The sequence below is a fragment of the Acetatifactor muris genome, from assembly GCF_024623325.1.
Taxonomy (GTDB): domain Bacteria; phylum Bacillota; class Clostridia; order Lachnospirales; family Lachnospiraceae; genus Acetatifactor; species Acetatifactor muris.
Genome location: NZ_JANJZD010000001.1, coordinates 348,875 through 370,673, shown reverse-complemented (window position 1 = coordinate 370,673; position 21,799 = coordinate 348,875). Strand labels below are relative to the sequence as shown.

The 21,799-nt window shown below is 51.6% G+C and carries 18 protein-coding genes and 1 tRNA gene; 1 reads left to right on the top strand and 18 read right to left on the bottom strand.

Translation table 11 applies throughout. The annotated features are described in order from the left end of the window. Positions 1-115 precede the first annotated feature (115 nt). From NSB25_RS01750 to NSB25_RS01740, 3 genes are all read right to left on the bottom strand, one after another. Positions 116-1,240, bottom strand: a complete 1,125-nt coding sequence (locus tag NSB25_RS01750) for an anaerobic sulfatase maturase (protein WP_103240520.1) — start codon at positions 1,238-1,240, stop codon at positions 116-118. Then, the gene (locus NSB25_RS01745) at positions 1,240-2,745 is read right to left on the bottom strand and encodes a sulfatase-like hydrolase/transferase (RefSeq protein ID WP_103240519.1); all 1,506 of its coding nucleotides are present in this window, start codon (positions 2,743-2,745) and stop codon (positions 1,240-1,242) included. Before NSB25_RS01745 ends, NSB25_RS01750 begins: the two co-directional genes overlap by 1 nt. A gap of 113 nt (positions 2,746-2,858) precedes the next feature. Continuing rightward, positions 2,859-3,725 carry a glycerophosphodiester phosphodiesterase family protein gene (locus NSB25_RS01740; RefSeq protein WP_103240518.1) on the bottom strand — a complete coding sequence of 289 codons (867 nt, stop codon included), beginning with the start codon at positions 3,723-3,725 and terminating at the stop codon, positions 2,859-2,861. Positions 3,726-3,983: 258 nt separating this feature from the next. Between NSB25_RS01740 and NSB25_RS01735 the strand changes: the two genes are divergently transcribed. Then, positions 3,984-4,826 carry an AraC family transcriptional regulator gene (locus NSB25_RS01735; protein ID WP_172455158.1) on the top strand — a complete coding sequence of 281 codons (843 nt, stop codon included), beginning with the start codon at positions 3,984-3,986 and terminating at the stop codon, positions 4,824-4,826. Between the two features lie 53 nt (positions 4,827-4,879). Here NSB25_RS01735 and NSB25_RS01730 read toward each other — a convergent pair whose 3' ends face one another. The 15 genes from NSB25_RS01730 to purM all read right to left on the bottom strand — a co-directional run bounded on the left by NSB25_RS01730 (position 4,880) and on the right by purM (position 21,793). Then, complete coding sequence (locus NSB25_RS01730) at positions 4,880-8,695, bottom strand: phosphoribosylformylglycinamidine synthase (protein WP_103240537.1); 3,816 nt, start codon at positions 8,693-8,695, stop codon at positions 4,880-4,882. A gap of 76 nt (positions 8,696-8,771) precedes the next feature. Continuing rightward, positions 8,772-9,374 carry a TetR/AcrR family transcriptional regulator gene (locus NSB25_RS01725; RefSeq protein ID WP_103240516.1) on the bottom strand — a complete coding sequence of 201 codons (603 nt, stop codon included), beginning with the start codon at positions 9,372-9,374 and terminating at the stop codon, positions 8,772-8,774. Between the two features lie 21 nt (positions 9,375-9,395). Continuing rightward, on the bottom strand, positions 9,396-9,857 hold the full coding sequence (locus NSB25_RS01720; protein ID WP_146040082.1) for a hypothetical protein: 462 nt from the start codon (positions 9,855-9,857) through the stop codon (positions 9,396-9,398). A 211-nt stretch (positions 9,858-10,068) separates the two neighbouring features. Continuing rightward, positions 10,069-10,839, bottom strand: a complete 771-nt coding sequence (locus NSB25_RS01715; RefSeq protein WP_146040081.1) for a sugar phosphate isomerase/epimerase family protein — start codon at positions 10,837-10,839, stop codon at positions 10,069-10,071. Positions 10,840-11,081: 242 nt separating this feature from the next. Next, complete coding sequence (locus tag NSB25_RS01710) at positions 11,082-11,474, bottom strand: hypothetical protein (RefSeq protein ID WP_103240513.1); 393 nt, start codon at positions 11,472-11,474, stop codon at positions 11,082-11,084. Positions 11,475-11,635: 161 nt separating this feature from the next. After that, positions 11,636-11,706 (bottom strand) — tRNA-Trp (locus tag NSB25_RS01705). A gap of 107 nt (positions 11,707-11,813) precedes the next feature. Further along, entirely contained in the window at positions 11,814-13,190 is a 1,377-nt protein-coding gene (gene radA, locus NSB25_RS01700; RefSeq protein WP_103240512.1) for a DNA repair protein RadA, read from the bottom strand. Between the two features lie 11 nt (positions 13,191-13,201). Continuing rightward, on the bottom strand, positions 13,202-13,615 hold the full coding sequence (locus NSB25_RS01695; protein ID WP_103240511.1) for an endosialidase: 414 nt from the start codon (positions 13,613-13,615) through the stop codon (positions 13,202-13,204). A gap of 169 nt (positions 13,616-13,784) precedes the next feature. Further along, on the bottom strand, positions 13,785-16,226 hold the full coding sequence (locus tag NSB25_RS01690; RefSeq protein WP_103240510.1) for an ATP-dependent Clp protease ATP-binding subunit: 2,442 nt from the start codon (positions 16,224-16,226) through the stop codon (positions 13,785-13,787). Positions 16,227-16,300: 74 nt separating this feature from the next. Next, positions 16,301-16,669, bottom strand: a complete 369-nt coding sequence (locus tag NSB25_RS01685; protein ID WP_103240509.1) for a GntR family transcriptional regulator — start codon at positions 16,667-16,669, stop codon at positions 16,301-16,303. An 82-nt stretch (positions 16,670-16,751) separates the two neighbouring features. Then, positions 16,752-18,311: an SH3 domain-containing protein gene (locus NSB25_RS01680; protein WP_103240508.1), complete on the bottom strand. Its 1,560-nt coding sequence runs from the start codon at positions 18,309-18,311 to the stop codon at positions 16,752-16,754. Between the two features lie 42 nt (positions 18,312-18,353). Further along, positions 18,354-18,806 (bottom strand): hypothetical protein, encoded by a 453-nt coding sequence (locus tag NSB25_RS01675; protein ID WP_146040080.1) that lies wholly within the window; start codon positions 18,804-18,806, stop codon positions 18,354-18,356. A 41-nt stretch (positions 18,807-18,847) separates the two neighbouring features. After that, positions 18,848-20,125, bottom strand: coding sequence for a phosphoribosylamine--glycine ligase (gene purD / locus NSB25_RS01670; protein ID WP_103240506.1), 1,278 nt, complete (start codon positions 20,123-20,125; stop codon positions 18,848-18,850). A 4-nt stretch (positions 20,126-20,129) separates the two neighbouring features. Continuing rightward, positions 20,130-20,774, bottom strand: coding sequence for a phosphoribosylglycinamide formyltransferase (gene purN, locus NSB25_RS01665; RefSeq protein ID WP_103240505.1), 645 nt, complete (start codon positions 20,772-20,774; stop codon positions 20,130-20,132). Then, entirely contained in the window at positions 20,768-21,793 is a 1,026-nt protein-coding gene (gene purM, locus NSB25_RS01660) for a phosphoribosylformylglycinamidine cyclo-ligase (RefSeq protein ID WP_103240536.1), read from the bottom strand. The genes purN and purM overlap by 7 nt, the downstream gene beginning before the upstream one ends. Between the last annotated feature and the right edge of the window lie 6 nt (positions 21,794-21,799).

Genomic DNA, 21,799 nt, shown 5'->3' with positions numbered 1-21,799 from the left:
TCCTATTGGGAGCATCTGACTTTTTCCTGCAATCGTTCCGCTCCTGTACGAACTGCTGTCATTCCTTCTCTCAGTATACCCGATTCTGCCAATAACATATCTGCGCTTTTTAAACTTATTCAATTGCGGCCAGAAGACTCCGGTAAAGCAGCTGCAGCCTGGGCCATGCATAAGGGAAAAATTCTCTGTATGCATCGCAATAACAGTTTTTCCCCATGCCCTGTTCAAAATAATCCCTGTCTCTGCGGCATCCGCCACGGCACAATGCTTTCCATTTACACGACTCACAGTCCGGATGTACTGCGAGACTCTCCTCCATAAACTTCAGTTCCCTTCTCCGCCTGTCCAGTTCGTCATAGCTGTCTGTATTCAGATTTCCCAGCCGGTATTCATCCAGCATATAGAAATCGCAGGGATATACGCTGCCGTCCGCCTCCACCGCATACTGTATGGAACAGTGGCCGCTCATGCCGCAGGCTTCCGGATGCTGCCCGTCCATTCTCAAGAGCAGATTGTCAAAATACCGATTATATTTCTTCTTCCCTGATATGGCATCCCAATACCAGCAGTCAAATGCCGTCCGCAGATATTGTGCGTATCGTTTCGGCGTCAGAGACCAGGAGTGCCCTCCTCTTTTTTCCCCAACAGGTTCCAGGCAGGGAATGTACTGCTGATAGTGCCATCCGTTATTCTCATACTGTTGGTATATCTTCCGGAAATTCCCGGCGCAGCTTCCTGTCAGAACCGTGAGAATATTGAATTCTGCCTTATGCTTTTCCAGAAGCCGAATGCCTTCCACAACCCTGTCATAAGTACCGTTTCCGTCCGCGTCTATCCTGTTGGCATCATGAATCTCTTTCGTCCCGTCCAGAGACACCCCGATCAGAAAATGCTTTTCCGCGAAAAATCTGCACCAGACATCATCCAGAAGCGTGGCATTGGTCTGCAGGGCGTATTCCACCGCACATCTGTTGACATTATACCGTTCTGCAAGTGCAATTGCTCTCTGGAAAAAGGAAATTCCCGCCAATGTAGGCTCCCCGCCCTGAAAGACGAAGAAACATTGCTCCTTCGCCCCGGCAAGGGTTTTTGAAATGATCTGTTCCAGCGTCTGCTCTGTCATCATCCCATAGCTTTCTGTCTTCCGCTTATGCATTTCATCCGCATAAAAGCAATATTTACACCGCAGATTGCAGAGGCCGCCGGCCGGTTTAATCATCACATGAATTGTATTCCGCATCACTTCTTCACTTTCTTCCTCCGGACAGCCTCTTTCATCTCAAGACCTGTATCATAATCCAACTGCCTGGGCTCATATTCTTCATTCTCTCTCTGACGGGTATACCCGTCATTTTCCCAGGACGGCTTCTTCTCCGGTCTCCAGGGTCTGCAGGCCCACTGGTATCCCCGGTACAGATCTCTGGTATCGTTCATATGTTCCAGAATTCTGTCATGAAGCCTGTTGCGTATACCGGCACATTCCGGATCCTCAATCCGATTCTCCACCTCATAAGGGTCTGTCCGGGTATCATAAAATTCATCCGTATCCAGCAGGTGAATCACCAGTTTATAGCGGCCGTCCGTGGCGGCCCGCATCATCTGAAGGCCGCCGAATCCGTCATGGTCTGCCTCATATCGGGTAAATTCCGTGTACACTGTGTCATTGACAGTCACAGACGTATCATAAATCTGGGCAAGCATGCTTTTCCCTTCCAGAAGCTTTGGTATGGGCTGTCCGAAATATTCCAGAATGGTCGGCGCCAGATCAATATGGGATGCGGGCGCCTCCACCACCCTGGCACGCTCCCCGCCCTTGATAATCAGCGGAACATTGGCCACTTCCCGATACATGGAAGCATTTTTCGCCGACAGCCGGTGAGCGCCGAGCATGGCACCGTGGTCCGAGGTATAGATAATCATGGCATCCGGCAGCTTCTCCTTCAGAACCTTCAGAATTCTTCCCATCTCATAATCTGCGAAAGAATTACATCCCAAAAGCAGCTCCAGCCTTCCGCCCGGCTTTCTCAGTTCTTCCGAGGTCGCCTTCCGGTTCTCCCCCGCCCAAAGTCTCTGCATCAGAGGCTTTCCCATAAGGTCGTCGTGAAATGCAGGACTGTCCTCATATTGAAACCCTCTGTACATGGCAGAAAAGGGCTTCGGACAGAGAGACGGCCCATGAGGTTCGTCATAGGATACCGTTAAAAAGAAATCCTCCTCCCCATATTCCTCCAGGAATCTCAAAGCCCTGTCTGTACATCTGTGAGCATACGTAAATTCTTCCGTCATATCATCCCCGTAGGAGGTCTCCCGTATCCTGGATTTTACTCTCTCCTCCTCTGTCATCTCCTCCAGATAACAGCGCATATCATACCAGTAGGCAGAATCCCACCCCTCCGGACATCTGCCCAGTCCGAAATAATCCCCTCCATCCAGATGCCATTTCCCGATGTAGCCACAGTGAATCCCCGCATCTGTCAGTCTCTGGCCGATGGTTTTCACATTAGCCCCCATGGCAACGGAATTCGTCACCATGCCGTTGGTGTGTGGAAATGTGCCGGTAAAGACAGCGCTTCTTGCAGGACCACACACTGGCTGACAGGAATAGGCATTCTCATAACGGATCCCTTCTTCCGCCAGTTCATCCAGATTTGGCGTCCGCATCCGCGCATCTCCATAACATCCCAGCATGTCCTTTCTGGTGGTGTCTGTCATCAAAAATATCAGCTGCTTCTTTCTCTTCTCCATCCTTTTCCCTTCCCCATAACACACTTTTTATGAACCTCTTTTCTCAGCCTGATTCTTCAGGGACTGCTTTCTTCTTTCTCACATGATATCCCGCTGCTCTGGTCCAGGCCGGTTCAGACCGCTGAAACATGGCCTCTTCTGTGAATTGTCTTCAAAAAAGTATCTGCCTCCGCCGGCCAGTCCGTCTGAATGATGTCCACTCCTTTTTGCGCCAGGACACCCCAGCCTGCCGCACCTCCGCAGGCCAGGGACTTCAAATCATCATAACCTGCGCCGTATACCAGACGCCTGGCCAGGCTCAGGGAATTGCACCACACCTTCATATGGCGGTCCTTTATCCAGGCGAAAGTATCCTCCGCAAAAAGGCTGTCCTCCGGGCTCTGAGGCACTGTCTCCACCGCCACAATCGGCATTTTTCTCCGGAGCATCTCCACGTCCTTCAGATATTCCGCATCCTTCACCATGGGAATGAACATACAGTCTCCATGATCAGACGCCCATTTCGCCGCCTGCTGATTCCATACAGGAAATTTGAAAATTGCCTGCCCCACCATATCTGCCTTCACCAGCTCTTCATATACCGCATCCCAGTGGTCCCAGCACTTGTCCAGCGCCATTACCGTCTTACCCTTCAGGTTACGCAGAATCTCCTCAAAGGTCTCCAGCCCTGTCACATTCACCTCTCCCAGATAATTATAAAGGGGCATCTGCCTGATTTCTTCCCATGTGTAATCCGCAATCTTTCCCTCATGGGAAAATAACCGCTTCATAGTTCTGTCATGATGTCCTGTCAGAATCCCGTCTCTGGTCAGGTCCAAGTCCATCTCCACAATATCCGCCCCTTCTCCGATTGCCGTGAGAAAGGCCAGTGAGGTATTCTCTATCACGCTGGAGGAGAATTTCCCCCGGTGGGAGGCAAGCTTAATCTCCCTGTCATCCATATCAGCCAGCCACTTCCTCGTTCTTTCCCAGTCCTTCATCCGCGTTCCTCCTGAAATTTTCTGTATCTCTCTGACCGTTCAGACAGCGCCTTCCATGAAGTCAGTCACTGCAATCTGTCGGCGGGAGACATCTGCAGGCAGCTCCCCCGCCAAATATTCATATTTCTGTGTTTACTTTCTTCCTGTCTTCATGGTAAAATGCTCATATTATGTTACTATAGTACACTATACCGCCGCGTATATTCCATACCATATTATGTTGCCTATATGGATAATTCTGCTTTAAGGAGGCAATCTATGATCCGTATCACCGCCCGTTCCCACAGTACAGGAGATTACCTTCTCCCGGAAGATGCCCTGCTTCCCCTCTTTGTAGTCAGCTGCGGCCATCAGTATCATTTCAGCAAAGACTTCTCTGTCCGCCGTCCCGAGGGCCGCTCCGATTACCAGCTGCTCTATCTCTGTGAGGGCTGCGGGCATTTTCTGAGAGGCGGCGTGTGGGAAAAAGTGCCTGCCGGCAGCCTCATTCTCTATCCCCCTCATGAGCCTCAGGTCTACACCTATCTGGCGGAAGAGAATCCGGAAATCTACTGGATTCATTTTTCGGGAAGTGACATTCCCTCCCTTCTTTCTTCCTTTCAGATTCGGGATTCTCATATTGGAATCCATCCTGCCCTGAAACAGGTATTTGAAGAAATCATCCTGGAACTGCAGCTTCACAAGTTCCGATTTCAGGATGTCGTCGGAGCGGATTTTCACAGGCTTCTGGCACTGTTCAACCGTTTTATGCATGTCCAGGACAGCGCGCAGACCGATAATCCCCCCATAGACCGTCTCATTACACAGTTGCACAGACATTATATGGACAACTGGGACATCCGCGCCATGGCAGATTTCTGCCATCTGGGCGTTGACCATTTTTCTCACCGTTTTAAGGACGCCGTCGGCGTCTCCCCCGTTCGTTTTCTCACCGGCCTGCGCGTGGAGCGTGCCAAAGAGCTGCTTCTCACCGAAAGCCTGTCCGTGTCCGAAGTGGCCAGGCTGGTGGGATATCAGGATCCTCTCTATTTCAGCCGTGTATTCAAAAAATTTACGGGAATCTCTCCCGGAATGTTTCATGGGAATCGGGGAAAAAAATGACCTCATAGAAAGGAGATTTCCTCTCTACAAGGTCATGTAAATTTATTGTAATCTCATCTGAAATATGCCACCCCGGATTCAAAAACCTTCAGATCCTGCTGGCCGTAAATGTTCAGGGCCACACCGTCGCCCCGTCTCTCCACATGGGCCATCTTGCCGAAGCATCTGCCGTCCGGCGAGGTAATCCCCTCTATGGCACAGTAGGAACCATTGATATTGTATTCCTCATCCATGGACACATTGCCGTCCTGATCAGAATACTGGGTAGCCACCTGGCCGCCTGCGAAGAGCCTGTCAAGCCACTCCTTCGGCGCCACAAACCGACCTTCTCCATGAGAGGCAGGGGTACAGTAGACACCGCCGGGAACGGCCCCCTGAAGCCAGGGAGATTTATTGGAAACAACTTTCGTATACACCATTTTGGAAATATGTCTGTTGATGGTATTGAAGGTCAGCGTCGGGGAATCTTCCTTCTGTCCCACAATCTCGCCGTGCGGCACCAGCCCCAGCTTGATTAACGCCTGGAAACCATTGCAGATGCCCAGAGCCAGTCCGTCCCGCTCATCCAGCAGCTTCCTCACCGCTTCCTTTATTTTCGCATTCTGGAAAGCAGTGGCAAAAAATTTCGCACTTCCGTCCGGCTCATCGCCCGCGGAAAAGCCGCCGGGGAACATGATAATCTGCGCCTGTGCAATGGCCTTCTCAAATTCATCCACAGACTCCCGGATATCCTGAGCAGTCCGATTGCGGAATATCCTGGTCACCACATGGGCTCCGGCCTGTGAGAATGCCTTTGCACTGTCATACTCACAGTTGGTCCCCGGGAACACAGGAATAAATACGGTGGGCCTGGCCGTCCTGTTCCGGCATACATAGATACTGTCCGTTTTATACACTTTACTTTCCACGGAAGTCATATCTGTCGAAGCTCTGGTGGCAAATACCTTCTCCAGCCTGGAGGTCCATGCATTCAAGGCTTCCTCCATCTCTATCCGCACTTCACCGAAAGTAAATACAGACTCTGCGCTGACTGTGCCTGTTACCATATAGTCATAATCAGATTCCCTGATTTCTGCCAGGACATCCGGTGAAACCTCCACCAGAATATCTCCCAGCCCATTCTCGAACAGGGTCTCCGCTTTCACATCGCTGTCTACACATACACCCAGCTTATTGCCGAAGGCCATCTTGGAGACAGCGGCAGCCACACCTTTTGCATCCAGTGCGTAAGCGGAAAGTACCTTCTTCTCCTTCATAAGCCTGTAAATATAATCATACAGTCCCATCACGGCATCGTACACGGGAATGTCGAATTCATCCTTTTCTATCACAAAGCGCACCAGTCTGCTTCCCGCTCTCTTCAGCTCCGGTGTCACAATTTCTCCGTATTTTGCAACGTCCACGGCAAAAGAGACAAGTGTGGGCGGCACATCGATGTCATTAAAGGTACCGGACATACTGTCCTTTCCGCCGATGGAAGGCAGTCCGAATCCTATCTGCGCGTCGTAAGCTCCCAGAAGAGCCGCAAAAGGCTGGCTCCAGCGGGCAGGATCCTCCGTCATCCTCCGGAAATATTCCTGGAAAGTGAAGCGAATTCCCGAGCAGTCTCCTCCGGAAGCCACAATCTTCGCCATGGATTCCACCACCGCATAGACAGCGCCGTGATAAGGGCTCCAGGATGACAGACAGGGGTCAAAGCCATAGCTCATCATAGTGACAACATCTGTGCTGCCCTCCAGCACCGGCAGCTTCGCCACCATGGTCTGTGTCTCTGTCAGCTGATATTTCCCGCCGTAAGGCATCAGTACACTGCCCGCACCGATGGAAGCGTCAAATATTTCCACCAGGCCTTTCTGGGAGCACACATTCAAATCGTTCAGCAGCGCCAGCCAGGCCTGCTTTACATCGCCCTTTTCCAGGCTCTCCTTCACCGCGGGGACCGCCGTCTTCCTGAGATAGTTCTCTTTCTCGTCCGGAATATCCACCTTTACCTTTGTCTCCTGATGCGCGCCGTTGGTATCCAGGAAAGCACGCTTCAAATCCACGATTTTCCTGCCTCTCCAGTTCAGCACCAGCCGGGGCTCCTCTGTGACCACAGCCACAGCCACAGCCTCCAGATTCTCCTCCCCGGCATAAGCCAGGAACTTGTCCACGTCCGCCGGGTCAACCACCACGGCCATCCGCTCCTGAGACTCTGAGATGGCAAGCTCAGTTCCGTCCAGACCCGCATACTTCTTCGGCACCTTATCCAAATCTACCGTCAGGCCGTCCGCCAGTTCACCGATGGCCACAGACACGCCTCCCGCGCCGAAATCATTACATTTCTTAATGATGCGGCTGACTTCCTCCCGGCGGAACAGTCTCTGAATCTTGCGTTCTGTGGGCGCATTTCCCTTCTGTACCTCCGCGCCGCAAGTCTCAATGGAGCTTTCTGTATGTACTTTGGAGGAACCGGTTGCACCGCCGCATCCGTCTCTTCCGGTACGTCCCCCCAGCAGAATAATAATGTCTCCCGGGTCGGAAGTCTCCCGGATCACATTTTTTCTGGGCGCAGCGCCCATTACCGCCCCGATTTCCATTCTTTTTGCCACATAGGCGGGATGATAAATCTCTTTCACAAAGCCCGTGGCCAGTCCAATCTGATTCCCGTAGGAGGAATAGCCGTCAGCAGCGCCCCGCACCAGCTTTTTCTGCGGCAGCTTGCCCTTCAGCGTCTCCGCAACGGGAACCGTGGGGTCCGCCGCTCCCGTCACACGCATGGCCTGATATACATAACCTCTTCCGGAAAGGGGATCTCTGATCGCACCGCCCAGACAGGTAGCCGCCCCGCCGAAAGGTTCTATCTCTGTGGGATGGTTGTGTGTCTCATTTTTGAAAAATACCAGCCATTCCTCCGTCTCCTTATGGTCACCGTAATCCATCTCCACAGGAACCACCACAGAACAGGCATTAATCTCATCCGACTCCTCCATGTCCGCCAGCTTTCCCTCTTTTTTCAGCTTCTTCATGGCCATCAGCGCCAGATCCATCAGGCAGATGAACTTGCCCCCGGAATGCCCCTCTTTCGCTCTGTCCCCGTAAATCTCCTCACGGGTATCCAGATAACTGTGATAAGTAGTCTCAATGGGAAAGCGGTAATACCCCTCTCCGAACTCCACATCCTTCAGCTCTGTGGAGAAAGTTGTATGACGGCAGTGATCGGACCAGTAGGTATCCAGCACACGGATTTCCGTCATACTGGGATCCCGCTTCTCGTCTTCTCTGAAATACTTCTGAATATGCTGGAAATCCTTAAACGTCATAGCCAGGGAAAGAGAGGTGTAAAGCTCCTTCAGGGCCTCCCCGCTCATCCGGGCAAAGCCTTCCAGCACCACCACATCCGCAGGCTCCTCATATTTCGTGATCAGAGTATCCGGCCTGATCTCGTCGGTCTCCCTGGAATCCACAGGATTGATACAGTATGCTTTAATTCGTGAGAACGCCTCCTCCGTGATCTCTCCCAGAATCATATAGGTAACCGCCGTGCGAATGACCGGTTCCTCTTCCTCCTTCAAAAACTGTACACACTGTACCGCCGAATCCGCCCTCTGGTCAAACTGTCCCGGCAGATATTCCACGGAAAACACTCTGGCACCGGCCGGAATCTCCAGCGTTTCCTCATACAGATCATCCACAGGCGGCTCCGAAAAAACGGTTCTGCAGGCCTGACCGAATACTTCCTCCGAAATGTTCTCCACATCATAGCGGATAAATACTCTGACGCCTTCCACCCTGATTCCCAGAAAGCTTTCGATATCCTCCCGCAGCTCCTTTGCCTTTACGGCAAAAGGCTTCTTTTTCTCCACATAGATCCGTCTGACCATTCCCATATTCCTCCATTCAGTTTTGATCTCAGTTCCTGTATTAATCGTTATCCCTGTCTCCTGTCTCCCCGCACAGGTCCCATCAGCCCAGAAGTTCCTCCGCATCATCCAGCCCCAGCGCCCTCAGAATAAAGAGAATCTCCCTGTCCACAGCCTCCGCAGTGACCCCGATTGTCTGGGCGGAAATCTTCAGGCCCTCCAGAACAAACATGATATTTCTCGCCATGCCCCTGCAATCCTCACAGTAAAATTCTCCGTTGTCCACACCTGTCTCTATCAGCTTCTCAATAATTTTTACCGCGGAATCGAACTGCTTTTTCAGGACATTATCCTTTCTGCCGGGCTGATTCTGAAAATAGTATTCATAGATAGCCTGCGTCAGCGTATCGCTTTTTCTGAGAAGCTCTTTCTTCTGTTCCTTCAGGAACAGAACCAGAATATCCGCGGCGGTGGCATCGTCGGCGATGCTGTCTGAAAAGACATCGTCGGCTTCCTGACTCTCCAGCTTCATCACTTCAAGAAAAATCTGGCCGGTATTGTCAAAATAGAGATAGAGACCGCCCCGGCTGATTTCACATGCCTCCACGATGTCCTTCATGGTCACTTTCTTAAATCCTTTTTCCACGAAGACCTTCCTGGCCGTCTCCAATATGAACTTCTTCTTCTGTGCGGATTTCTCTCCCATTTTATCCTCCACCCGGTACCCTTATCTCTTCGTCCTGTCCCAATATTCAACAATATTACGCATCTGCTTCAGTGTCAGAACAAATATATTCTCCCGCACTGCCTCACCCCACAATGTAGCCTTTGTCATGCCCTCCAGCACATATTTTGACAGAATTCCCCGCAGAATCTCCCAGTCCTTCAGCTCCGCAGCCGCAATCACTTTTCTCTCATCCTCATGATTTCTGATGCGATTCCGCGTATATACATAGCAGTAATTGCGGTCCATCAGCTCTGAGGCGGCCGCTTCTCTGACAAAGTTCATCAATGTGGCATCATAGACAGGAAAACTCATAGAACGGCTGCTCAGCCCCTGCCCCTGGTAATTGCGGCTCACAGCTTTACCGGAATTACTTTCCAGCCATGGCAGATAGCGCAGCAGCGGTTCCAGCAGCCGTCTATATTCCTGTATGATCTGTTGTCGGTATCCCACACGCTCTTCCATAAACATCCCGCCTTCTGCTCTGCTTTTTAATACAGCAAAAAATGACACATATGTTTTATTTTATCATATTTTTCTTAAATGTACAGCAAAAATTTATTAATCTGCGGAATCCTGCGGAATCCCTGACAATTCAGTGACCCGTCTGAACTTTTACAATCAAATACACCGCTGCTTTTTTCAGAGCCAATCCGGTAACTCCTGGTCCATATTTTCATTCCAGGCCCGAAAGGAAACTGATGCACCGCTTCACTTCTTCCATGCCGGTAGGCTCACACCCCTCCGACTCAATAACCATCAGAACATGATTCCGGATCGCCCAGTCCCGGACAGCTTCCACAGGAGCCTCTCCCTCACCGACGGAAGTTCCGCGGACGCCTTCATGACAGGAGGAGGCATTCCGGCATGACCGTCTGCAGGGAATTCCATCCTTTAAGTGAATGACCCGAATCCTCTGCTTCATTTTTTCACAGAATGCAACCGGGTCTATTCCGGCATTGAAGGCCCAGAAAGTATCCACCTCCAGTTCCACATTCGTCCGGCTGATAATTTCCTCTTCAATGATTTTCCCGTAAGCAGTGGGGAAAAACTCGGCAGAATGGTTATGATATCCTAATGCAATCCCATTCTCCCAAAGCTTCTTCTGTGCCGTATTCAGCAGCGCAATGTTCTGCTCCATCTTCTCTTCCGAAGACCAGTCCATTCCCGGGATAATCAGGCTGCCGCAGCCAATTCCTTTATGATAGGCAATTGTCTCGTCGATCACCTCTGCCGCCAGCGCGCTTCCCGGCGTATGTGTTCCCGAACATACAAGCCCATACTCATCCAGCCAGGATTTCACCTCCGTCGCCGTATGTCCGAAGAAACCGGCGAATTCCACATACCTGTACCCCATCTGCGCCACTTTCTCAAGTGACCCTTTCAGGTCTTTGTCTGTCACATCCCGCAGACTGTACATCTGTAAACCATATTCTGTTTTAACCATTCTTCTGTCTCCTTTCTGATTCCCCAATGCTTCAAATGCAGTCTCCAAAGCTTCTTTTTACTTTATTTTATCCCGTGACCCCAATTGTTATAAAACCGCAAAAAAGCATGAAAAAAGTCGAAAAAAATAAAATAAAAGATTTTTTAAAAAGATATTGACAATCCTGGGGGTATTGTGTATATTATATATGAATTCCCCTTTTATAGGCAAAGGCGCTCGTAATTCACTTACGGGTGCTTTTGTCATTTCAGGATATCCTGTCCTGTTTCGGCCCGCATTTTCTCTATGTAAGGCTCCGGGTCCTCCTCCATCCGCAGCATGGTATCCAGCGCGGCAAGCAACAGCCTCTGCTGTCTGTAACGATTCATATCATCCGGCCTGTCCATATACAGTTTAAAATGATCCACCTGCCATATCAGAATATCGGCCAGCGTATAACCTTCCACCTGATACTGACATAAAAAGCGGTTATTGTCATAGTAATAAGCCAGCTCCTGCAGTACACCTTCCGACCTGCGAATTCTCTCCCAGAGCTGTTCCCCGTATTCTCTGCTTTCTCCTGCCTGTTCTGACAGGGTACACACAAAATCATGCAAAAGTACAAGCGCCTTTTCCAACTGTTCCTTTTTATCCATATCTGTCTCCTTTTCTGTACCGGCTGCTCCCGGAGCTCAGTAACAGTCAGGTCCAGCGCCCTGACTGTTACGGAACTAAGATAAGGAAAAAGCGTAACGCCTTTTCAGACTTTACGCTTTCTCCCAACATATAAGCTTTTACAGCACTTTTATTGGCTGAACAGGGGAAGAGAGGATCGAACTCCCATCAACGGTTTTGGAGACCGCCGCACTACCATTGTACTATTCCCCTGAACGTCGATCTGTCACCGACGAAAAATATTATAACACAGAGTGCTATCAATAATCAAGTAATTTTTACATATTTTTTGACTATATTTTCTGTCCATTTTCTGTCTTCTAAAAAAGGACGTCAATCACATCCTGAACCGTCTTCACCCCGATCACCTTAATCCTGCTGCCCTTACGGCACTCCTCCGCGCATACCCAGGGCACAATACAGGTATCAAATCCCATTTTCTCCGCTTCTGTTACCCTGTTTTTTGCCATGCTCACACCTCTGACTTCTCCGCTTAAGCCGACTTCCCCGAAAGCCGCCAGTCTGGTACTCAGGATACAGTTCTTAAAGCTGGACAATACCGCTATCACAATCCCCAGGTCAATAGCCGGTTCCGCAATTTTAATGCCCCCTGTGATATTCACATAAGCATCACAGGATGCAAGCTGAACGCCGGAGCGTTTCTCCAGCACGGCCATCAGCAGGTTCACTCTGTTGAAATCTGTACCCGTGGTCTGCCTGCGGGGAATGCCGAAACTGCTGTGGCACACCAGAGCCTGAATTTCCACCAGCAGCGGTCTGGTCCCCTCCATGGTGCATACCACCACAGAGCCGCTGGCATTTTCGGGCCTGCCGTTCAGCATATACTCCGAGGCATTCTTCACCTCTGCCAGCCCCTTCTCCTGCATTTCAAAGACGCCTATCTCATTGGTAGAGCCGAAACGGTTCTTCACTCCTCTCAGAATCCGATAGGAAGCATGTCTGTCCCCTTCAAAATACAATACCGCATCCACCATGTGTTCCAACACTCTGGGGCCTGCCACCGTTCCGTCCTTTGTCACATGTCCCACAATGAAGACAGAAACTCCCAGCCCCTTTGCCAGCTGCAGCAGAACCCCTGTGGATTCCCGCACCTGAGACACACTGCCGGGCGCCGCGGATACAGTCTCATTGTACATGGTCTGAATGGAATCAATGATCACTGCCTCTGGCTTTCCGCTGCGGATCACTTCCGAAATTGTCTCCAGATTTGTCTCACACAGCAAAAGCATCCGGGAAGAAAATTCCCCGATTCTGTCAGCCCGCATCTTAATCTGAGCCAGTGACTCTTCCCCGGATATGTACAGCACATTATGTCCGCTGTCTGCCAGGTTATGACACACCTGCAAAAGCAGCGTGGATTTCCCGATTCCCGGATCACCGCCCACCAGAGTGAGCGACCCCCGCACAATACCGCCGCCCAGTACCTGATCCAGCTCTCCGATACCGGTTACAAGCTTGTCTTCCTCCCGGACATCCACTTCCGCCAGTATGGTAGGGAGCACTCTGCCCCGCCTCTCTCCCGGCGAAGAGGAGACGCCTCCGCGTGACTGTCTGCTGACCGTCTCCTCCACAAAAGTATTCCATTCTCTGCAGCCCGGACACTGTCCCATCCACTTGGAGGATTCATATCCGCAGTTCTGACAGAAAAAAATGGTGGAATTCTTTCCTTTGGCCATTTTCCTTCCCCTTAAATCTGCACTACTTTTACGGGTACCTCGTCGGCCGCCCCCAGTTCCACACTCAGAGAAAGCTTTCCTCCAAATCCGGTCTCTATAGCTCCGATACTCCTGCCGTCCACGAATACCTCATAGACTTTATCATCTCTGAGCCCTATGGTAATCTGAGCGTCTTCATCGCCTTCCACCACAAATTCCACGCCGTCTTCCTTCTCTGTAAAATCCAGAACGCTGGTGCCCGGCACAGATTCATAGAGGAACATGCCGTTCTTCTCCAGCTTGGTAATTTCACTGCAGGTCTTTACCTTCAGCAAATCTCCCGCATGTTTGTAATCCTCTACTTTTGCTTTCTTTGCCAGCTTATGATTGCCGAAACTGATTGCTCCGTTTTCTTCGCTCCGAAGCAGTTCTTCCACCACTGCCATCTCTTGATATCCTCCTATTCCCGTTCTGCGAGTCTCTTCCTGGTACTGTCCAGAGACTCCGCTGCTTCCCGTTCCGCAGAGCTCCGCAGCCGCCGTACGTCATTAACAGTATAATATAAATTATGATTTTTTTCTATCTTTTTTTCTCTGTTGTTTTCCGTTTGTCTATTCACTGTTTTACAGTAAAGCAGACCTTTCCATTCTTGATTCCGGCGGAAACCACATCTCCGGGCTGTACTTTCTTCAGGAGAATTTCCTCCGCAAGCGAGTCCTCCACCTGGGACTGAATTGCTCTCTTCAGCGGTCTGGCCCCCATTCTGGCATCTGCATATTTTTCTGCCAGATGATCTTTCAGTGCCGCTGTCAGAGTCAGCTTAATGTCCATCTGTTCCTCGCATCTTACGCGCAGATTGGAAGCCAAAAGGCTGACAATGGCTTTCATATTTTCCCGGTTCAGCTGATGGAATACTATAATATCGTCGATTCGGTTGATAAACTCTGGTTTAAAGCTGCGCTTTACCTCTTCCATAACCCCGGATTTCATCTTCTCATAGTCCCGCTTCGCATCGCTGACAGCCGCAAATCCCAGGTTCTTCGGATCTACAATCCGCTGCGCCCCCGCGTTGGAAGTCATAATCAGAACAGTGTTCTTAAAGCTCACTTTTCTGCCCTTTGAGTCAGTAATATGGCCGTCATCCAGTATCTGAAGCAGAATGTTGAACACATCCGGGTGGGCTTTCTCTATCTCGTCAAAAAGCACCACCGAATAGGGATTCCTCCTGACCTTCTCACTGAGCTGTCCGCCTTCATCAAAGCCCACATATCCGGGCGGAGAGCCGATCATTTTGGACACAGAATGTCCTTCCATATATTCTGACATATCCACACGGATAATCGCGTCTTCCGAGCCGAACATGGCCTCCGCCAGGGCTTTGGACAGCTCCGTTTTGCCTACGCCGGTAGGTCCCAGGAACAGAAAGGAGCCAATGGGCCTTTTCGGATCCTTCAGCCCTACACGTCCCCGTCTCATGGCCCTGGCCACCGCTTCCACCGCCTCCTCCTGACCGATTACCCTTTTATGCAGGATTCCCTCCAGCTTCAGCAGTTTCTCACTTTCCTTCTGCGCCAGTTTTGCCACGGGGATTTTGGTCCACATGGCCACCACTTCCGCAATCTCATCCTCTCCGATGGTAAACTTCCTGTCTGCCTCTCTGCTCTCCGTGCGCTTCTTCATACGCTGGTATTTTTTCACCAGTTCATCCTGATTGTGCTTGATTTCCACAGCCTGAGAAAATGCCTCCATGCGGATGGAACGTTCTATCTGCAAATCCATCTGTTTAATCTGTTCCAGCAGCTCTTTCTGTTTATCCGGCATATCCACAATGCGGAGTCTGGCGCTTGCAGCAGCTTCATCGATCAGGTCGATGGCCTTGTCAGGCAGATTCCTGTCATTAATATAACGGCTGGACAACCGCACTGCCGCATCTACAGCCTCCCGGGTAATCTTTACCTTGTGGTGCTCTTCGTATTTCCCCTTAATTCCCTCCAGGATACGAATGGCCTCCTCCTCGGCAGGCTCTTCCACATTCACCGGCTGAAAACGTCTCTCCAGGGCCGCATCCTTCTCGATATACTTACGGTATTCCGCTATGGTCGTAGCGCCGATCAGCTGGAGCTCTCCCCTGGCCAGAGAAGGCTTCAGAATGTTGGATGCATCGATGGCTCCCTCGGCGCCGCCCGCGCCGATCAGTGTATGCAGTTCATCCAGGAACAGGATGACATTTCCGTCCTCAATTACTTCCCGGATTACTCTTTTAATCCGCTCTTCAAATTCACCTCTGTACTTGCTCCCGGCCACCATTCCGGACAAATCCAGCGTCAGCACTCTCTTGTCCTTCACGGTAAAAGGCACTTCTCCCGCCACGATGCGCTGTGCCAGCCCTTCCACTACCGCAGTCTTGCCCACCCCCGGTTCTCCTATCAGGCAGGGATTGTTCTTCGTCCGTCGGCTCAGAATCTGAATTACCCGCCTGATCTCGTCCTCCCGGCCGATAACCGGATCCAGCATCCCCTCTCTGGCCATGGCAGTCAAATCTCTGCTGTACTGATTCAGCGCGGAGTTTTTTCCTTTTCCGGAACCTCTCTTTCCCAGATCTTCCTTGTACAGGTTGCCGTCCTGTCCGATGGCCACAAGCGTATCCACATACACCTTCTGCAGATTAATGCCTATGGTATTCAGCAGACGAACCGCCACATTTTCGCCTTCCTTAATCATGGCCAGCAGAATATGCTCCGTTCCCGTCTCCTTCTGGCCGAACCGGTAGGCCTGTCTGTGGGCCTCCTCCAGAATCTTCTTCGCCCTGGGCGAATATCCGTTTCTTTCTTTCATTCCCACGCCGCCGTCAAACGCAATCAGCTCCTGAATCATATCCAGCACCTGAGACAGTTCGACATGGTTTTCCGTCAGGACTCTGTGTGCCACACCTTCCTGCTCTTTCAGCAAACCCGCGAGAATATGCTCCGTTCCCACATATCCCTGCTTCAGACGACCGGCATATCTGGACGCATAGTTCAGTGCATCCTGTGCCTTATCTGTAAATCGTGACTGCATATCTTTTCCTCTCAATCTGCCGCTTCACATGAGCAGCATTCACTCACATGTGAAAATAACCTGTCATTCCTGCTTTATTCATACTCTTCGTAAATCTCTTCAATCAACTCATAAATTTCTTCTTTGGAAATGTTTTTACAGCTGCCCTTCGCCAGAATGACCTGCAGTTCCTTTTTCAATTCCTCCAGTGTCCGCATCCGGTCGATATCCAGGGCAATCACCGCACCTTTTCTTCTGTCAACCTTCACATATCCTTCCTGACGCAGCACGGTATAGGCTTTATTCACTGTATGCATATTAATGCCGATGGAATCCGCCAGCTGACGTACACTGGGAAGGGAATCCCCCTCGTGGAACCGCGAGGCCGCTATGCCCATGATAATCTGGTTACACAGCTGAAGATACAATGCTTCATCACTGTTAAAATCAATCTCGATAATCATGAAAATCTTCCTTTCTCAGACAGACCGACGAACTACAACAGGGAGTATTCCCCCGGAATATTCCCTGTCGTCCTGTTCCCTCTTATTCTTCATCCCCATCGTAGTTCAGAAATTCAAATTCGAATTCATCATCCTCTTCCAGGAAATTCTTCGGCTGAACCCTCTGAGCAGATTGCTGAGGTCTCCCGTTCCCCGCGGGTCTCTGAGGAGCGCCTCCCCCTCTGGGGCTCTGTCCCGCCGCTGTGCGACCCTGAGAAGTGCCCACAGGTCTCGGCGCAGCTGTCCCCACAGGTCTCTGACTCTGACCCGTGCCCGCGCTCCTCTGACCGCTTCCCGCAACAGGTCTCTGATTCTGACCGGTTCCTGCTGCTCTCTGGCCCTGGCCGCTTCCCGCAGGTCTCTGACCCTGAGCTGCCGCCGTCCCTCTGGGGCTCTGTCCGGCTCCCACTCCTCTCTGGCTCTGAGAAGCACCTGCCGGCCTCTGGCCCTGGGATGTGGTGCCGGTTCTCTGGCCCTGAGAAGCGCCCGCCCCTCTGGGGCTCTGTCCGGCTCCTGCCGGTCTCGCTCCCGCAGGTCTCGCCGGCTGTCTGTCCGTTCCCACCGAGTGCATGAGCTTCTGATCGCCTCTGCCATTGGCAGCATTTCTCTTCCTCAGCGTCTCGTTTTCCACCTCATTATAATATGCGGAATCCATCATGTCTCTGATCTTAAATACCAGAAATGCAATGCCGGCCGCAGCGGCCACCAGCAAAAACACCAGTACGATAATGATAATCTTCTGATTTTTTACGGTCTTTTCACTCTTTTCAACCAGTTCCGCATTGTTTTTGGAGCTGGAAAAAAGCTCATTAATAGGGTATCCTCCAACTTGAGGATATTCATCTTCACCTGCTTCTTTTACAACCAGCAGCCACTCACCGTCCTGCAGCCTGACCTCATAGGGCGCCGATTCGTCCGGCGCTTCCGGTTCAGGGTCCACAGGCTCTTCCGGTACCGGCGGTTCCTCTGTCAGAGGTGTCAGATCTCCGGACAGTGCTACAAAATCGGAACGGATAAACCCGTCCACCTGCGTCTCTCCGAAAATAACGCTCACCTGATACCACACTTTTCCGTCGGCTGCCGTTGCCTGCCCTGTGACTGTCAGGGCCGTCTCCTTTGGAATATCCTGGGCCAGAATCTGCCCTTCTGAAGAAGCCTGATCACGGATCATACTTCCATCACCGGAAACCGTGGCGCTCACGGGATTTACCGCCATCACCTCCGCAGGTGCAGCGGCTCCGCCTTCTCCTTCGCCGGCAGGAGGCGTGTCTCCTCCCCCTCCTTCTGAGACTTCCACCAGATCGGAGCGAATATACCCATTTGTGTCATTTACCTGTACCTGATACCAGGTAAATCCGTCTGAACCCTGTACCTGGTTCAGAACAGTCAGTACTTTTCCGTTCTCCACACCTCCCACCTGCGTGCTGGAAGTGCTGGCCTCCTGTCGTATCTTAGCCCCCTTGGGCGAGGTTACCTTTATCTGAGTCTCAGCCTGGCTGGTCATCCCCATCATCAGAAAGCCCGCACTGAATATACACATTGTCACCATCAGCGCAAACATTCCTCTCAGGAGCCGCCCTCTCCACTCTTTTGTCTCTCTCATAAAATACCGTACCTTTCCTTAATTACAGGATTTCTTCCCCTGTTACTCTTCACGCCTGAATCGCTTCTGCCCTTCTTCGCCCTTCTGTTCAAATCCAAATCCACGTGCATTCTTATTCATCAGTTCTCTCTGCTTTGCTTCCAGATTACGATGCACCTTAATCTCACACTCCGGGCAGTACTGTCCCGAACGAATTTCTTTCCCGCACAATTCACAGCGCAGATATACATTGGAGCCTTCCGCTATCTCCAGCCTGCCGTCCTTCAGCAGACGCCGGACTGTACGCTGAGACACCCCCACCGCATTTTCAATCTGTGCCGCAGTGGCGCCCTTATGTTCCTCAATATAGCCTCTCACCTTCCCATAATCATCATAGTCCACCGCGCCGCAGTCCTCGCACCGGTACTCACCCACTCCTTTAAACACCATTACACCGCCGCATTCCTTACATACACGGGGAATATTGTACATATCCAACGCGCCTAAATTACCCACACTCCGCACCTCCATCCATCGGGTCTGTTTTATATGCTTTTCTATACTTCGTCTATTGCTTTTCCAATGTCATGCCGCATATATTTATTGGCAAAAGTTACCCATCCCGTGGCCTCATATGCCTTCCCACGGGCTTCCTTCAGGGTACTTCCCCTGGCAGTCACCCCCAGCACACGACCTCCGCTGGTCACAATATGTCCCTGGTCGTCGAACCGGCTTCCCGCATGGAAGCAATAGTAATTGTCTTTTCCCTCAAATTCCTGCAGTCCTGTAATTTCAAAACCCTTCTCGTAAGAAACAGGATATCCCTCGGAGGCAAGCACCACACAGACCGCCGCCATATCCTCAAACTGCAGCTCAATTTTATCCAGAGTACCGTCGATACAGGCATCCACCACATCCATAATATCATTCTTCATTCTGCAGAGCACCACCTGCGTCTCCGGATCGCCGAATCTGGCATTATACTCCAGTACCTTCGGCCCTTCCGCCGTCAGCATCAGCCCAAAGAAAATCACCCCTTTGAACATTCTTCCTTCTGCCGCCATGGCATCCACTGTGGGCTGGTAAATGTGCTCTCTGCAATATGCGTCAATTTCCTCTGTATAAAAAGGACTGGGAGAAAAGCAGCCCATACCGCCTGTGTTGGGTCCCGTATCTCCGTCGCCGGCCCGTTTATGATCCTGCGCGGAAGTCATGGGCTTCACCGTCTTCCCATCTACAAACGCAAGCACTGATACCTCGCGTCCGGTCAGGAATTCTTCCGCCACCAGCACATTGCCCGCATCTCCGAAATGCTTCTCCTGCATGATTTCCCGGACACCGGCTCTGGCTTCTTCCAGTGTATTACAAATCAGCACTCCTTTTCCCAGCGCCAGACCGTCCGCCTTCAGCACGATTGGCATGGGAGCGTTCTCCAGCCAGGCAAGCGCCGCATCCGCATCATGGAACACTTCGTAGGCAGCCGTGGGAATGTGATACTTTTTCATCAGGTCTTTGGAAAATGCCTTACTGCCCTCCAGCACAGCCGCCCTCCTGCTGGGGCCGAACACCCGGAAGCCTTCCGCCTCCAGCACATCCGTCAATCCCCCTGCCAGAGGGTCATCCGGCGCTACAAACACCAGATCCACCTTTTTTTCCTTCGCATAGGCTACTATTCTGTCAAATTCCATCACGCCGATGGAAGGCTCACACTGAGCAATCTGCGCAATTCCCGCATTCCCCGGCACACAGTAAAGCTCGTCTACTCTCCCGCTCCTGCGCATACTGACCGCGATGGCGTGCTCCCGCCCGCCTCCGCCAATGATTAACACTTTCATGCCCTCACCTCATCTCCTCAAAATATGACGCGGAATATACCCTGCCGTCCTCCAGTCGAAGTCTTCCATTCGCTATATCGTCAATGGCTTTCGGGAGCAGAATCCACTCCGCCTGTTCCATCACCCTGCGCTGCAGAATCTCGGGCGTGTCATTCTCCTCCACGGGTACCGCCTTCTGGGATATAATCGGCCCCTCGTCCATCCCTTCATTCACAAAATGCACCGTGGCTCCTGTGATTTTTACCCCCCGTTCCAGCACCTTCTCATGTACTTTCAGTCCGTAATAGCCCACTCCGCAGAAAGAGGGAATCAGGGACGGGTGAATATTCACAATTCTGCCGCTGAATGCAGATACCATCTGGGGCGGAATCCTCACCAGGAAGCCTGCCAGCACCACCAGATCCGGCGCCAGTTCCTGCATTCTCCCGGTAAAGGCCTGATTGTAGGCCTCTCTGTCGGCATATTTTTTCGGCGACATGACAATTCCGGGAATCTTCCGTGCTCTGGCTCTGTCCAGTGCTCCCGCCCCGGCATTGTTGCTGATGACGGCAATTACCTGCGTATTGGTGACTTTTCCTTCGTCCACCGCATCCAGAATTGCCTGCAGATTGGTGCCGCCGCCGGACACACACACTACGATTTTCAGCATATGTCCACTCCTTTTTCCCCGGCTGTACAATGTCCCACCAGGTAGGGAACTTCCCCTGCGGCTCTGACAGCCTCCATGGTCCTCTCCGCATCTGCGGCATCCACAGCCAGCACCATGCCAAGTCCGCAGTTATATGTGTTATACATCACTTTTTCTTCAATGTTCCCCTTCTCCTGCAGCAGGCGGAAAATGGCAGGCACAGGAAAGCTTCCCTTCTCCACCACGGCACGGACACCTTCCGGAAGCATCCGGGGAATATTCTCATAAAAACCGCCTCCGGTGATATGGCTTGCACCCTTGACAGTAATCCCTGCTTCCTTCACTGCCTTCAATGCCTTCACATAGATCCTGGTGGGCGTCAGCAGCGTCTCGCCCAATGTCCCCTTCAGTTCGTCATAGTAAGTATCCAGGCTTTCCCTGGTCATCTCAAACACACTGCGCACCAGGGAAAATCCGTTGGAATGTACCCCGGAAGAAGCAATGCCCACCAGGACATCCCCTTCCCGGATATCCGCACCCGTAATCAGATCCTTCTCATCCGCAATGCCTACTGCAAATCCTGCCAGATCGTATTCCTCCTCCGGCATCAGACCCGGATGCTCCGCAGTCTCGCCGCCTACCAGAGCCGCACCGGCCTGCCTGCAGCCCTCTGCCACACCTTTTACAATCTCCGCAATTTTCTCCGGATAATTCTTGCCGCATGCAATATAATCCAGGAAAAACAGCGGTTCTCCGCCGGCGCAGGCCACATCGTTCACACACATGGCCACGCAGTCAATTCCGATGGTGTCATGCCTGTCCATCAAAAACGCCAGCTTCAGCTTCGTACCCACACCGTCCGTTCCCGACAGCAGAACCGGATTCTCCATCCCCTTTAGCGCCGCCGCGGAGAACGCTCCCGAAAAGCCGCCGATTCCGCCCAGCACTTCAGGCCTTGCAGTCCCCTTTACATATTCTTTCATCAATTCCACCGACTGATAACCGGCCTCAATATCCACTCCAGCTTTCCTGTAATCCATGCCTTT